Source organism: Nostoc sp. EspVER01, from assembly GCF_034530635.1.
GTDB lineage: Bacteria > Cyanobacteriota > Cyanobacteriia > Cyanobacteriales > Nostocaceae > Nostoc.
Genome location: NZ_JAVRCS010000029.1, coordinates 18,296 through 32,924, shown reverse-complemented (window position 1 = coordinate 32,924; position 14,629 = coordinate 18,296). Strand labels below are relative to the sequence as shown.

The window sequence follows — 14,629 nt, the reverse complement described above, 5'->3', positions numbered from 1 at the left end:
CTACGATACTAAATTTAGGGTTCGGAACTCTGTTTGTCTTCAAAACGTCTAACAATGCGAGAAAGTTCCGCCTTTTCATCGATACTAACGCGAGTAGGAGCACCGCTGATAATCCGTTCGTAGTTTCGGAAAGAATCTTTGATATCGGGCCCGTCAGCAGTAATATTATACTCACGAATTCCTTTATCATGCCAAGACCCGCGCATTTTGAATACGTTAATTGCCCGCGACATTTCTCCGCGAATTTCTACGTATTGTAACATCAGAATTGTATCGGTAATCGTGGAAATGTGAGAGTCAGTAATCGAATGCGCTCCTAAAAATTGGTCGGTTGTGTTAGTAAAGAAACCAGTAATTTCTTCTTGTTTAGCATAACCTGTCACACCAATTACAAACTGCCGAAATGCATTATTTGTAACTCCTCTAGCTAGTGCTGATAGGGAATCAATAGCAATCCGAGAGGGTTTGAAAATAGCAATTTCTGATTTAATAATTTGTAAGTGGTCTTCTAAACCAGTTGATTCAGGATAGGTACAGATGATTTTGAGTAAACCTTGATCTTCTAATTTTTCAAAATCAATTCCCCAAGAGGAAGCATTACGAGATAGTTGAGCGCGTGATTCTTCATAAGCAAATAATATTGCCTGCTCTCCATTCAGGCAGCCATCTTGAATAAATTTGCTTACTAACAGGGTTTTACCAGTACCTGTAGCTCCTGTTGCCAAAATAATTGAATCTTTAAAGAAACCACCACCGCACATTTCATCTAAGGTTTTGACACCAGAAGATACCCTGACATTAGAAGAACGTTGAGTCAAGCGCATTGCTCCCAGTGGGAATATGTTAACTCCTTCATTAGTAATCGTGAAGGGATACTCGCCTTTCATGTGAGTTGTGCCGCGCAATTTGAGAATTTCAATGGTGCGGCGGCGGCGTTCTCCTTCTAAAACGTTGCGAACAATTACTACGTTATCGGAAACAAATTCTTCCACTCCGAAAGAGGCAACAGGCCCATATTCTTCACTACGTTCAGTGGTAATTACAGTGGTGACACTCAGTAGTTTGAGACGTGCTACCAAGCGAAAAATTTCGCGCCGCACTACTCCCATCGCTTCATACTGCTGAAATACTGCTGTTATTGAGTCGATGGAAACTCGTTTAGCTTTGTATTTGCGGATGGCATATTGCAAACGCTCAATGAGTGCAGAAAGGTCAAAATTTCCCACGATATCTTGACCTTCTGGATCGGGAGATGCATCAAGAATAAACAACTTGCCTTCTTCGATTAAGCGGGGCAAGTTCCAACCAAAAATATTAGCATTTTTAATAATATCACTCGGTGATTCCTCAAAAGTTACAAATACTCCTGGTTCATCAAAGTAGGTGATACCGTTATAGAGAAACTGAAGAGAAAATAAGGTTTTACCTGTGCCGGATGTACCACTAATCAAGGTCGTTCTACCAATTGGTAAACCACCATGACTAATATCGTCAAACCCCTCGATCATCGTCCGAATTTTTTCTACACCCCTAATTATCGGTGGTTGTTTTGGTTCTACTTGCTCGTTTTGACTCATTGCTTGATAACAAAAGGATATTAAAACCTGTTTTTTTTATTACTAAACTTTGGACTTAATTTTTTCTGATGAAAAATTTACTCTTCAAAGTCTTCTTCACTCAGTTCTTCATAGAGCAAATCCAATCCAATCAACACTCTTTCTCTATCTGAAAGATCCCCAATAATTTTGCGAACGGGGGGAGGCAAAATTTTAGACAATGTTGGCGTTGCCAATATTTTATCTTCTTCCGCCAGTTGCGGACTTTTCAATACATCGATCACTTTTAAAGCATAGACACCTTCAAACTCCTGTTCTAAAATCTCTTTAAGTGTTTTTAATGCCCGGACTGAATTCGGGGTATTTCCTGCTACGTAAAGCTTGAGAACGTAGGTTTTTCTGGCTTTAATCATATAGTTAATAACTAGTCATGAGCATAAAAATAACAAATGCGTTTGCGCATTGGAGTAACTAACAGTAATAGTGTGTTCAAAGTGAAATATACAGCGATAAACTTAATTTATTTAGAAATTGAACTCCTATAAACTTCGCACAAGTGAGCCAAGATATCGATTAACGTTAAGCGATAATCAAGTAAGGTTTCATTGCTCCTGCCTTCTAATTTTAGCTGTTTAGAAAATTCTTCAATTACCTCCATATGAATTTCGATTATTTGGGGCACAGGAATATTAGCATAAAATATAGTATTGATAAATTTATCAATTTTATCTTTGAGTGTTTTGTCTGTGGTAAAATAATCTATAAGAATCAAGCTATAATCTATTTTAAGCTGTCTTAATAATCCTTCTCTTTCAGCCGGGGTCATCTCCTGAAAATGTTGCTGGCTTTTTTGCATCTGACTGGCAAATACATAAACGTACTTGCTAGTGTATGCCTTACTTGGATTTCGTGGCGGCTGATTTGGTAAATAGTTAATTTTTCCAGAAGTTGTTGCAGCAACAGGTAAGTAGCAAAATTGGGCAATAATTGCGTCCATCAATTGCCCCACCCACGTACTCAAACCTTTGAGGTTGGCTAAGTCAACTGGATTATTTAAGCATTTGTTAACATTAGATTGCAGAATTAATATCGGTAATAACATCTATTCTTGAATATATCTCCTTGATCGCCCTGACCAATAAATGCGGGCTGATAAGTTTGGCTAACGCTTGTAGGGGATACTGGGTGTGCAGTCAACTGGTGATTTAACCCCAAAATAACGCTCTATAGGAGCAGATAGTGCTACGCACTTAACAATCTAGTGCAGCAACTAACTGGTAGAACTTAGTAGGTCTTTGATGATGAGGTATCCGTCGGCATAGCAAGACACAGTAGTTAAACTCATGATTTACATATCTATGTATATAAATAGATAGATTTTTTTATTTTGCTCCTTGATAAGATACTTAAACGAACTTAAAGGATCGTCGCATTCCAAATCATTATAATTCCTCAAGGTTCTAAAGCGAATCTTTGGGGCCATAATTGTTTTAGCCGTCGCTATCGATGAGGAGTTTAAATACCAGTAAGACACTGGAGAGGCTAGTTGCTAGAAATGAGAAACGTCCCCTCTTGGAAAAATACACTCGTTTGCAATTCCCGTGTCCGTTAGGGAAAATCCCGTTGTTTTAATGGCGTTGAAATAACTAGAGTTGCTTATATGAGTCTTCTTAAAGGATATGACTTCAGGCGAAAAGACCATCAACTGGCAGATGGAAATGCCGGAGGGTTCCACAGGAAGAATGACCCCCAAATCCCTATGTTAATGCTAGATTACCCGCTTTATGACTTTCAGGCAACCGTACCTAGCTGCCTCCAAACAAGTTCTCTGGCAGTAGTGTTGGAGATTTTTGAGCAAGAGCAGTGCGATCGCTTGGTAGTAGTAAATCAACAGCAATGCCCCATCGGATTGCTGTATTCTGCCCGTTTAATCCCCAAATTATTAGTACAAAGTGACGATAAAAATCTAAATTTACAACAATCGCTCTCTACCTGGGGTCAAGGTCTAATTGAGCCAATACAGACAATATCAGCTTCGGAGCGTGTAGAGCGATTGAGCTTGCGCTGGTGCGATTCACAAGTCGAAAAACCCCAAAACTTAGATTGGGTGCTGATTGACTCTGATGGTCGATATTTAGGGCTGCTGGATAGTTCGCGCCTGTTGCGATCGCTGGCTCAAGAACGTATGGCTGGCTTACAAAGGTCTAGTGAGCATCGTCATGAGTATGATGGTAGGCCAAATGAACCCAAGTCCTTAGGACATCAGCCATTAGTACACTTACTAGAAAGACTGCCTTGGCCTTTGATGTTGCAAACGGGTACTGGCGAAGTGGTAGCGCGAAATCCCGCTTGGTGGCAGCAACTAGGAACCTTAAAAGATCCAGAAGGGGTTAGGCAACAGGTGGAGGCAATACTTGTCCCTAACCGCTCCGAAATAGCAGAATATGTCACCCAACCAGCAATCAACGTTCATCCCAATGGTAGGGAGAATGAGCATGGTGGTGAAGAAGAATTGATTCAGCAAGAAGCATCAGGTGATGCTGCATACAGCCGATGCTATTTAGATAGTCAAGTGGGTACTTGTACCTGCGTGGTCGAAGTGCAAAATGGTCAAGAGCGAATCTGGCAGTTTGCCAAAATTCCCTTAGATAGTCCTGAGTTGAAAGTTATGAGTGCTGAAGAGGAAATTGCACTCAGCACTAATTTGTGGTTGGTTTTAGCTACTGATGTCACTGAACAGCAGCAGCTTTGTAAAGAACTAGCAGCGAAGAATGCCGATTTAATTCAACTAAATCGGTTAAAAGACGAATTTTTAGCTTGTATTAGCCATGAACTCAAAACTCCCCTAACTGCCGTTTTGGGATTATCGCGCTTGCTAGTGGATCAGCAGTTGGGAGAACTTAACGAGCGTCAAGCCCGTTATGCGGGACTGATTCATCAAAGCGGACGCCACCTGATGAGTGTTGTCAATGACATTTTAGATTTGACCCGAATGGAGACGGGACAAATGGATTTGACGCTGACTCCGGTGAAAATTCAGGCTGTGTGCGATCGCGCCCTATCGGAAGCCAAAGCTATCCACACTCAAACCACCAAAGCGACATCTGCCCCGCCACCTGCAAATGCGCGTTCATCTGCTCCCCAATTCTGTCTTTCCATTGAACTAGGTTTAGATCAGATGGTGGCAGACGAATTGCGCTTACGCCAGATGCTAGTACACCTACTTTCCAACGCCTTTAAATTCACCGAAATATCTGGCGAAATTGGGCTGCGGGTAAGCCGTTGGGAAGGATGGATTGCCTTTACAGTTTGGGATACAGGAATTGGCATTCCCGAACACCAGCAACACTTAATCTTTCAAAAATTCCAACAACTCGAAAATCCCCTCACCCGCCAATTTGAAGGCACTGGTTTGGGGCTAGTATTAACTCGCGCCTTGGCTCGCCTCCACGGAGGAGATGTCAGCTTCTTATCGCGTGAAGGTAAAGGTAGCCAGTTTACCCTACTTCTGCCGCCCAGCCCCCCGAAAACAGGCTTTTCGGAACCAGATATGGGCATCAGAGAAGAGGAGGAGAAACGATACCAACCGACACGGGAAAACTCCGCCGCACGTCAGCAAGTTAGTACGCCCATACAGCATCATCTTGCGAGTTCGCAACGGTTGGTCTTGGTAGTCGAGGCAGTAGCTCGATATATTGAAGACTTGACCGAACAACTCAAAGGTTTAGGATATCGGGTAGTGATTGCGCGATCGGGGACAGAAGCAGTTGAAAAAGCTCGGCGCTTGCAACCAATAGCGATATTTTTAAATCCGTTGCTACCCCTGCTATCAGGCTGGGATGTACTGACTTTACTAAAATCTGACACCGCAACCCGTCATATATCTGTAATTGTGACAGCGACAGGAGCCGAAAAAGACCAAGCATTTGCTAACCGAGCCGATGGTTTCTTAAGTTTGCCAGTAGAGCATCAGGTCTTAGCACCAGTTCTAGACAAATTATGTACTGCACAAGTAATACCGCAGATAGGGTTAAATAATAGTGCAATTACCCCAACTAAAACTCCACTGCGAATTCTCAGGCTAGTGAATCCCCAGTTAGAATCGGTCAATCCCCACCCCTCACTTCGAGAACACCGAGTCATTGAAGTAGATGACCTAGATCAGGCAGAACTTTTGGCGCGGGTATGGCAGTTTGATGTCATTTTGCTAGATGTCGAAAGTACCACCGCCCAAATTTATTTGCAACAATTAATTGGACATCCACGTTTAGCAGCTATACCACTGGTTACTTGCGATGTTGGAACTACTTTAATCGCTTCTAAAATACCAGGGCTATCTGTATTTCCTTACTTAACACCATTTGCGAAAGGTAATAGCAGTCGCACCGAAAAAACAGATGCCTTACTATCAGTACTAGAAATTGCTTCTGGTATTTGCTGCCCTCCCAACATCTTAGTAGTGGATTTAACAATGCTGCGGGATTTCCCCCAGGTAAGACGTAAGCCAGCTAAGGGTTATCGGACAGAAAAAAATTGCTCAATTAGTAGTGAAACTGCTGAACGTGGTTCTGAGTGGTTCCAAGCTTTAATTCAATACCTCCAAACAGCAGGCTTCAAAGCGGCGATGAGTCCTTGTTGGGCAGAAGTATTGCAACAGATTCGCCACGAAAGCGTTGACTTACTGCTAATTTGCTTAGGAGAAACCTCTATTCACAAAGATGTACTCAAAGCACTGAAAACATTAGGAGATTCGCCTTTAAAGTTGCCACCAATTTTGGTACTAAATCAGCGATTAAATCGCTCAGAAACCAGTTTCCAGGATGGGGTAGCTTATAAGCAAATTGAGAAGCAGAAGAAGAATGGTTTGGAATCGATAGAAACTGTTGTTGGTGCGATCGCTACCCAAATATTACCGCGATCGATATCAATGGAAGACCTATTAAACCAGATCAATCAAGCTTTAGCTGTCAATGGTTACAACGGCAAATGTTAATGGAGCCATTAGTCATTGGTCATTAGTTATTCTCAAAGGACTAATGACTAATGACAATTTATGATATGTCTATTTTTTCATTTTTCATTTTCTTAAAAGGAACTCGAACCAAGTTATAAGCACCCTTGGTTGATAAATTCTTGTAATCATCTGGCTGTAAGTCCATTTTCAAAAACTTTTTTTGTTCGGCCAACAACAGCACTGAAGAAGGTTTTAGTCCTTTAGCAGCCTTGTTTTTAATATGCTCTACAGCCTCTTGGGGAAATTTTAAATAATTTACGTGGATGTGGCTGTAAAATACCACACTAGGCTTTTTGAAGCCAAGCATGATCAATTCTTCGTTTGGTTGTTTTGCTTCTAAAATGACCGCAGACAATTCCCTTAAAGGTAATTGACGCTCTCGATCGATAAAGAACGAAGCAGGCGTTAAGACAAAAATTACAAACGCCACAAACCCGATTAAATTAATACTCATAATGTAGTTCCAGCGGCGGCTCAATAATAAACCCGCAACCAAAACAGCAGAAACTAGCCAAATTATACCCGCGATTACTGGTAAACCAGATTTGTCAATTAGTTCGTGGAAGTTACTGATAGCTGGATCAGTACCTAATATATGGGTTATGTTGAGCAGTGCTGTTGCCAGAATTGATAAAAATACTACATTCACCCAACCACTTATTCGCAGCAAAGACGTGGAGATGGGGGGAGTGGGAGAGGGGGAAACAGGAATTGTTTGCCGTGTCTCTGTATCCGAAAAAAGGTCGCTCCACAACAAGGCTACTAGGATTGCTGCTGCTGGCATTAAAGGCAATACATAGCTGGGGAGTTTAGTAACGGCAATGCTAAAAAAGGCAAAGATGCTAGCAAACCAGAACCAGGCAAATAAACCAAATTGCTGAAAACGTTCAAGGGATCGCCAATGCGATCGCTGCCAAAATTTTAGTCTGATTATAGAAGCTGGTAAATACACTGAGTATGGTGCAAAACCCAACAGCACGACTAAAAAGTAAAAATACCAAGGTGCTGAGTGACCATTAACTACTTCTGTAAAGCGTTCCAGGTTGTGATAACCAAAAAAGGAGTTAATGTAATTCCAGCCATTGCGCCAAATTACTAAAGCATACCAGGGCACTGACAAAGCAAGAATTATCAGTGTACCTACAAGAAGGTGCATTTCTCGCAACACCTCTCGCATTTTACCCACGTAAAGCAAAAAGGCGGCAACAATTAGCCCCGGCAAAACAATTCCCACTGGCCCTTTAGTCAAAATTGCGCCAGCAATCAGCACATAAAAAGCTAAATACCACTTATTAGGGAATAGGGCACGGGGCATCCCTTCTCTACGAGAGGCTACGCCAACGGCTTCTCCTAACGGAGACGCTGCGCGAACGCTCTGGGCAAGTGGAGATTGGGCATTGGTGATTAATTCTGCTCCCCTGCTCCCCTGCTCCCCTGCTCCTCGTTCACTGAGCGTAGCCGAAGTGCTGCTCCCGTCCTTCCCTGCATACCCTAGAAAGAAACAGAACAAAGCTGATGCTATACATCCGGTGAGCAGCATATCAGAGACACCCGTTCTCGCCCAAATGATAGTTTCGGGATTGAGTGCCATGAGCGCTGCTGCTATAAAAGATGTTAAGTAGCGACGAGTAGGACGTGAAACTTGCTCTAATTCCTCTTGTTTAACCAGATACCACTGGATGGTGTAAAAACCTAAACAAACTAAGCCGAATGCTGCGATCGCAGAAGGAAGGCGTACTGCCCATTCATTTACGCCAATCAAATGATATGCGATCGCCTGACACCAGTAAATTAAAGCAGGTTTATCGAAACGAGTGTCACCATTGAAAAATGGAGTAATCCAATCACCTGTGACGAACATCTGGCGGGAAGCTTCGGCAAAGAGCGGCTCTGTCTCATCAATTAAGCCAATGTTGCCCAAATTCCACCCAAAAGCCACCCAGCCAACCACTATCAACCACAAAATCGACACAGTTACACTCAGGGCTGGATTTTTTGCTATTTTGTTGAACCACCGATCAACAGTGTGCTTAACACTCAATTTCATTCTCATTTAGTCAATAGTCAACAATCACTAATCAATAGTCGTTGGTTATCTATCTTTTGTTCTTCGGAGTTTTTAATTCAACAATTTTCTTTTATCCATTACTTAACACTTTACCAACTGTAGGGTAAAGATGTAAAAATAAAGGTTTGAGCAAAGGGTAAACAATGCCCACTCTACAACAATTGCTTCCGTACTCAATATTTATTAGATATCCTGCAAAAGTAACTTTTGCTTTCCGGTTGGGGAAAGGTTACTGGGTTTGGAAAAATTCCATACCTTTCCCCTTATCCCCAGAAGATACCCCACCTTCCCCCTTTTCTCTACTTCTGCAATAAGTCTATTGACTCAGCACAAGTTGCCATTCTCTGTTTTGGGAATTCCACTTAGGTAATTGAGTTTCGCCAATAATATAAGGGCCCCAGTAACGACGGGAACCATCTTGTGCAAAAGCAATTAAAACATCTCCCTTCTCCAGCTTTAAATTATTCTGAGGTAAGGATAGAACCAGTCCCTTCTCGCTACCTTCTTCGGGAGCAAAATCCCAATGTGCCGGTACATCGTAGTGAGTTTGTTTTTTACTAGCTCCTTTTGCTACTGACTGTCGTGCCAGCAGAACCAGCCGTACAGGCTGATTTGTTTGATTGCTCATTCGCAAAGTCCCTTGATCCTTGCCAATGCTTGCTGATTTATCACGATCTGCCAAGACAGGATAAGTATTCTCTTTACTGCTATGTTCTACTCGATTGGTTGGGGTAGGTGCTGGAGTAGATAGACTAGCGGGAATCCCTTTTTCAGGCAAAACCGAAGTTGTCTGCCACTCTTGAGTTTCTGTTGGCAGTTGTGAAGATGTATCTGGGTTTGTATCTGGGTTGGTGGACTCAAAGGATACGCTCAGTCCAAAGCATCCCACCAGAGCAACAAGCAGTCCCAAGCACAAAGTTGTAATACCGACGTTACGATACACTGAAGATTTCATATTGATAGTTATTTAGAAATAAATATTTTGTTTAGGCTTGACCAAATAGTAGCCTATTATCCCAAAAGATAATCACACAAAATAGCCGAATATAAACTTTCATAATTTTAGGAAAGCGAATGTATGATAAATATCATTTTGATTAGAAAATATTTGAAGGATATAATCTCTTTGATGTTGGAAAAACGAGAGGTACAGACATCCATTACTTTGGCTTTTGACCGTAAGTATGGATCAAAAAAGATAATTTGATACTTATTCAGTCAACTCATTTGTATAAAAAAATAAAAGTTTCCTGAAACCGCTAGCAGCCTCAAGAAGGCGTCCTTCGCTAAACGTCAGATAAATCTAAGTAGTGTATTTTATCTTCTGCTATTAAAAGCACCCTAAGAGGATTTTTGGAAAGTATCTGGCGATCTAGCCAGTGCTTAAAGATCCTCCTTTCTAAATTTACACAAGTTTATTCTCCTGTTGGGAGACGCTACGAGTAGCTTACTTCCATACATGAATACAAGTCAGTAAACCCGTTTAACGAACCAGCTTCGTTAAAAAAGGGGAATTTTGAATCATTTTCCCATTTTTTAAGGCTTGCTCGTGGGGATCAAACTAAATATTTATTGTTTCCAAACATCTTCTAAGAAACTGTACTTCTGTGAAGATGATAGAATGGTCAAATTTAAATAAATACTGCAATTCCAGTAGATATCTACAATAGTAACAAACAAGCTGATGCTAAAACCAATATCCTTCTTACATTAATATAGATATATTTCAAGATATCTTGACTTTTCCCAGAAGTCCCTTTGATGCAAAACACTCGTCTCAACAACTTGTTCGATGCCATTGCTACACGCTTTGGGCAATGGTTTTTAAATCCTTGGCGACGGCTATCGTTGCTGATAATTAGTTGTTTGTTCGGTTTTTTTCTGGGAAACGCAGTTTCCACAACCGCTGGACAAGAAGGTTTCTTGGATATTGTGGTAGCGGCTTTTTTAGTACTGTTAACCGAAATTACCAGCCGGATATTTTATAGTCGCAGCTTTTTGGAAAGGCGATCGCTCTTGGTAGACTCACTAAATCTTCTCAAAGTTGGTTTCATCTACAGCCTGTTTCTCGAAGCTTTTAAGCTGGGATCGTAGTGAGATGGAGAATTTATGAATTTGTGGCTGAGTGTTTTGGCAAACAATGGGGTGGGGGAAACTTGGAAGCCAGAAGCAAGAGAAGCAGCGCTGGCAGATCGGTTAAGGGCAAAAGCTTTTGGGATCGTACCGGAAAATGTTGATGAAATGATCGAAAGGCGATCGCATTTACTAAAATCTGTCTTCCCAGCTTTTAGCGAATTCTGCCAAGCGACTCTCCAAGTACAACCCCAGGAAATGTTACAGGTATTGTGGGACTTGTGGCTGCCTTTGGGGATCAAACTAGCATCGCAGCGCCAACAGTTGAGACGCCCACTGATTCAAGGAATATTGGGAGGACAAGGTACTGGTAAAACCACAATGTCCAAAATTCTCATTTTGATTCTCGATCATTTGGGATACAGGACTGTGAGTTTATCTTTGGATGACTTATATAAAACTTACAGCGATCGCTTGCTTTTGACACAGCAAGATCCTCGCTTAATTTGGCGCGGCCCACCGGGAACTCACGATATAGACTTAGGCTTAAATATACTAGATCAAATCCGTGAGTTGCAAAGCCCAGTGATGCTTCCCCGCTTTGATAAATCTGCTTATGGAGGTGCTGGCGATCGCACTAATCCAGAAATGGTCACGGGTGTAGATATTGTACTATTTGAAGGTTGGTTTGTGGGTGTGCGACCAATCGAGTCAGATGTATTTGATACTGCGCCGCCGCCAATTGTCACAGATGAAGATAGAGCATTTGCTCGTGATATGAATCTTCGCCTCCACGATTATTTACCACTGTGGGAGCGATTAGACAGTTTAATTGTGCTTTATCCCACCGATTACCGCTGTTCTTTGGAGTGGCGCAAACAGGCGGAACAGCAGATGATTGCTGCGGGGAAGTCGGGAATGAGTAATGCAGAGATAGAGCAATTTGTCAATTACTTTTGGCGATCGCTGCACCCGGAATTATTCATCACGCCGTTGGTAAGAGATGCGACAGCGGTTGATTTAGTGATTGAGATTTATCCCGATCGTAGCTTTGGTCAAGTGTATTGCGATCGGAGTAATTCATAATTCGTAATTAGACAAGTTGTAAAAAAGCTCTCTCGATAATTTTAACTACTTGGCAAACCTCCAGCTTGAAAAATCTGTTCGGCGGTTAAATTCAATTCTGGGAAAGTAGGCGAGATGATGCGTTCCTTACCTCTAAATTGAGTAACTTGGTATTCACCATCGATTAATTGATAAATAGACATAGTAGGCTGCTTAGGATTGCCAGTAAACTTTTTAGCACCTAAACCGAGATAATCTACAACCCAATATTCAGGAATTCCAATACCCTCATACTTACCTTGTTTTGTGTAATAGTCATCATCCCAATTAGTACTAACTACTTCAACGACTAAGGGAATTGATGCCGGATAAGATACAGTTGATTCTTTTTTCCATAACGGCTCATTCACTAAATTAAGACGATTTAATATCAATACATCTGGAGAATAGGCAGATAACGAATTAGAAGGCTTTATCAGCGCAGTTTTAGGAATTGTATAAGGTAAATTTAATCGGTCAAATTCTACTGTTAGTTTTCTAGCGATAAAACCAACAACATCTTCATGTTCACCAGTTGGTTGGGGCATTTCAACAATCACACCATCATGTAATTCGTATCTTCCGCCTTGAGGACGCCAAGCTGCAAAATCTTCAAAGCTTACTAGTTTGGGTATGGCTTGAGTCATAAATTTTTACCTTGGCTTGTATATTGTCTTAATCATCAATGCTTTTAATAAGTCACTGTACTGTTCTTGAAAGCCAAACAGACGTTGAATTTCTTCTAAGGATAAATTACGAGCGTTGAGAATTGTCATATTTTTTTGGTTGATTCGGCCACAACTCAATCCAAATTCCCTATATAAAACCTATCTTAACCCCTGGCTGATTACATAAAATACGAATCGGTAGCACAGTTGTGCTACCTTACCGTGAGAAAAAATCTAGCTTCAGTGTTACAGAGTAAATGGGTTGCGATTACGATCTATCAGACGATCCCATTGCATAGTTAAGGTGCTTCCCATTTGTTGCTGTTGTTTTGCCCACACCGAAAGTAAGTCTAGACAAGAGTGATCTATATAAGCCAAGTCTTGCATATAAACATGTAATTCACTTCCTGGAGGCACCAGTTCTAAAATGTTCGCTAATTTTGGTAGCCTCACAAATGTTGCCGCGCCTTGTAAATAAATGTCTATTCGCTGATTATTTTCGTGCTTAATCATTTGGATATTCAGCACAGACATTTTGTGAATTAGTAAAACTCCTGTCAACAGAATACCAATTAAAACACCTGTGATGAGGTCAGTAACAACAATCCCGATTAAAGTAGCAGCAAATATTACCAGAGGAAAACGTCCATACTTCTTTAACTGGCGAATATGTTCTACTTCGATTAGTTTGTAACCAGTAACAACTAGAATTGCTGCCAGACTAGAAATGGGAATTATTTTGAGTAAGGTTGGGGCTGCAATTACTAAAATTAACAGCCATAAACCGTGAAGCATCGTTGATAATCTAGTTTTAGCACCAGCTTCTACGTTTACAGAACTGCGGGCTATCACTCCTGTCATCGGCAAAGCACCCAAGAACCCACATATAACGTTGCCAATTCCTTGGGCTGTTAATTCGCGATCGAAATCGGTTCTTGTCCCGGTATGCAATCGATCTACTGCTACGGCTGAAAGTAAACTTTCTGTACTAGCAATAAATGCGATCGCGATCGCATCTAGCAAAACTGGTGCCTGAATTAAGCGTGGTAAGCTGGCAAATGTTGGTAATTGAATTGCTTGTGCCAGATTTGCAGGTACATCAACATACTGAATTGGTAATCTACACACTGTAGCGATGAAGGTGGCAATGACAACGCCGACAAGCGCGCCAGGTATCAACTTTAAACTATTGGGTTTAAATTTTTCCCACAGCAGAAGAATGATAATAGTTATTACACCTATGAGTGCTGCAAGGTGATGAACGCTACCATCAATAGGGAAGAAAGCTTTGTAAATGGTGTTGGGAATAGAAATTAAATTCTCAATGCCGTGTATCCGCGGTTGGTCGTCTAGCATGACATGAAATTGGGAAGCGAAGATTAATATCCCAATACCTGCAAGCATTCCATAGATGACAGCTGGTGACATAGCGCGAAACAACTGGCCAAGTTTAAATATACCTGCGAGTAATTGGATTAAACCCGCTAGTAGTAGAATTGGCCCAACCATTTCAATGCCATATTCTTTAACTATTTCTGCAACAATCACAGCCAGCCCAGCAGCAGGGCCACTGACAAGCATTGGTGAACCGGAAACAGCACCAACAAGAATTCCGCCTACTATTCCTGTAACTAAGCCGCGAGATGGCGGAAGTCCCGAAGCGATCGCAATACCCATACAAAGAGGAAGGGCGACAAGAAACACCACAAATGATGCCGGTACTTCACTAGTCAATGAGGATTTGTCTATGATTGCTTTCAAATTTCTCATTTGCTTCTCCTCTAATGAAAAGTTTTTAATTTTTGGCTGGCAAGGTGAACTGTTACAATGCAGCCGAAACTAGACTTGCATTGAATAGTTCAAACCTATTTATTGAGTTCTAATTACAACGTTGCCGTACTGACATAATCAGCCCTCAAATAGAAAGCACGAAATCATTAAGTTAAATTGACTTACGGTTATAGTTACTATTCACATTTCTTAATGATTACAAGTCCATGATAACAATAGTGTTATCTGATTGATATTACATAACTTTTTTATTGGATTCGCTACGAAATATTAATTAAAATTAAACAATAACTTATAATTGCTAGAATAAAGGTATAATACAATCCTTGTAATTTTATTAAATATATTTATTATC

The 14,629-nt window shown here is 41.2% G+C and carries 11 protein-coding genes; 3 read left to right on the top strand and 8 right to left on the bottom strand.

The window, feature by feature from the left end; genetic code table 11:
* Nucleotides 1–14: 14 nt before the first annotated feature.
* From kaiC to RMX69_RS21860, 3 genes are all read right to left on the bottom strand, one after another.
* A complete protein-coding gene (gene kaiC, locus RMX69_RS21870) occupies nucleotides 15–1,577 on the bottom strand; it encodes a circadian clock protein KaiC (protein ID WP_322638692.1) in 1,563 nt (520 codons plus the stop codon).
* A gap of 77 nt (nucleotides 1,578–1,654) precedes the next feature.
* On the bottom strand, nucleotides 1,655–1,969 hold the full coding sequence (kaiB, locus tag RMX69_RS21865; RefSeq protein WP_289797294.1) for a circadian clock protein KaiB: 315 nt from the start codon (nucleotides 1,967–1,969) through the stop codon (nucleotides 1,655–1,657).
* Nucleotides 1,970–2,076: 107 nt separating this feature from the next.
* Complete coding sequence (locus RMX69_RS21860; protein ID WP_322638691.1) at nucleotides 2,077–2,658, bottom strand: KaiA family protein; 582 nt, start codon at nucleotides 2,656–2,658, stop codon at nucleotides 2,077–2,079.
* Nucleotides 2,659–3,216: 558 nt separating this feature from the next.
* Between RMX69_RS21860 and RMX69_RS21855 the strand changes: the two genes are divergently transcribed.
* Nucleotides 3,217–6,549: an ATP-binding protein gene (locus RMX69_RS21855; RefSeq protein WP_409877974.1), complete on the top strand. Its 3,333-nt coding sequence runs from the start codon at nucleotides 3,217–3,219 to the stop codon at nucleotides 6,547–6,549.
* 58 nt (nucleotides 6,550–6,607) lie between these two features.
* Here RMX69_RS21855 and RMX69_RS21850 read toward each other — a convergent pair whose 3' ends face one another.
* A complete protein-coding gene (locus RMX69_RS21850) occupies nucleotides 6,608–8,623 on the bottom strand; it encodes a glycosyltransferase family 39 protein (RefSeq protein WP_322638690.1) in 2,016 nt (671 codons plus the stop codon).
* Between the two features lie 331 nt (nucleotides 8,624–8,954).
* Nucleotides 8,955–9,593, bottom strand: a complete 639-nt coding sequence (locus tag RMX69_RS21845; RefSeq protein WP_322638689.1) for a hypothetical protein — start codon at nucleotides 9,591–9,593, stop codon at nucleotides 8,955–8,957.
* An 806-nt stretch (nucleotides 9,594–10,399) separates the two neighbouring features.
* On the opposite strand from RMX69_RS21845, the gene RMX69_RS21840 reads away from it, so the two are divergent.
* Nucleotides 10,400–10,732 (top strand): DUF565 domain-containing protein, encoded by a 333-nt coding sequence (locus tag RMX69_RS21840; RefSeq protein ID WP_289797290.1) that lies wholly within the window; start codon nucleotides 10,400–10,402, stop codon nucleotides 10,730–10,732.
* Between the two features lie 15 nt (nucleotides 10,733–10,747).
* The gene (locus tag RMX69_RS21835; RefSeq protein WP_289797289.1) at nucleotides 10,748–11,797 is read left to right on the top strand and encodes a glycerate kinase; all 1,050 of its coding nucleotides are present in this window, start codon (nucleotides 10,748–10,750) and stop codon (nucleotides 11,795–11,797) included.
* A 41-nt stretch (nucleotides 11,798–11,838) separates the two neighbouring features.
* Here RMX69_RS21835 and RMX69_RS21830 read toward each other — a convergent pair whose 3' ends face one another.
* The 3 genes from RMX69_RS21830 to RMX69_RS21820 all read right to left on the bottom strand — a co-directional run bounded on the left by RMX69_RS21830 (nucleotide 11,839) and on the right by RMX69_RS21820 (nucleotide 14,253).
* The gene (locus RMX69_RS21830; protein WP_289797288.1) at nucleotides 11,839–12,462 is read right to left on the bottom strand and encodes a Uma2 family endonuclease; all 624 of its coding nucleotides are present in this window, start codon (nucleotides 12,460–12,462) and stop codon (nucleotides 11,839–11,841) included.
* Between the two features lie 6 nt (nucleotides 12,463–12,468).
* On the bottom strand, nucleotides 12,469–12,591 hold the full coding sequence (locus tag RMX69_RS29485) for a hypothetical protein (RefSeq protein ID WP_409877976.1): 123 nt from the start codon (nucleotides 12,589–12,591) through the stop codon (nucleotides 12,469–12,471).
* Between the two features lie 138 nt (nucleotides 12,592–12,729).
* Nucleotides 12,730–14,253 (bottom strand): SulP family inorganic anion transporter, encoded by a 1,524-nt coding sequence (locus tag RMX69_RS21820; RefSeq protein WP_322638688.1) that lies wholly within the window; start codon nucleotides 14,251–14,253, stop codon nucleotides 12,730–12,732.
* Nucleotides 14,254–14,629: the final 376 nt, after the last annotated feature.

Coding starts and splice junctions, on each gene's coding strand:
- RMX69_RS21830 (WP_289797288.1), bottom strand. CDS start 12,462: ATGACTCAAGCCATACCCAAACTAGTAAGCTTTGAAGATTTTGCAGCT.
- RMX69_RS21855 (WP_409877974.1), top strand. CDS start 3,217: ATGAGTCTTCTTAAAGGATATGACTTCAGGCGAAAAGACCATCAACTG.
- RMX69_RS29485 (WP_409877976.1), bottom strand. CDS start 12,591: ATGACAATTCTCAACGCTCGTAATTTATCCTTAGAAGAAATTCAACGT.
- kaiC (WP_322638692.1), bottom strand. CDS start 1,577: ATGAGTCAAAACGAGCAAGTAGAACCAAAACAACCACCGATAATTAGG.
- RMX69_RS21840 (WP_289797290.1), top strand. CDS start 10,400: ATGCAAAACACTCGTCTCAACAACTTGTTCGATGCCATTGCTACACGC.
- kaiB (WP_289797294.1), bottom strand. CDS start 1,969: ATGATTAAAGCCAGAAAAACCTACGTTCTCAAGCTTTACGTAGCAGGA.
- RMX69_RS21860 (WP_322638691.1), bottom strand. CDS start 2,658: ATGTTATTACCGATATTAATTCTGCAATCTAATGTTAACAAATGCTTA.
- RMX69_RS21835 (WP_289797289.1), top strand. CDS start 10,748: ATGAATTTGTGGCTGAGTGTTTTGGCAAACAATGGGGTGGGGGAAACT.
- RMX69_RS21845 (WP_322638689.1), bottom strand. CDS start 9,593: ATGAAATCTTCAGTGTATCGTAACGTCGGTATTACAACTTTGTGCTTG.
- RMX69_RS21850 (WP_322638690.1), bottom strand. CDS start 8,623: ATGAGAATGAAATTGAGTGTTAAGCACACTGTTGATCGGTGGTTCAAC.
- RMX69_RS21820 (WP_322638688.1), bottom strand. CDS start 14,253: ATGAGAAATTTGAAAGCAATCATAGACAAATCCTCATTGACTAGTGAA.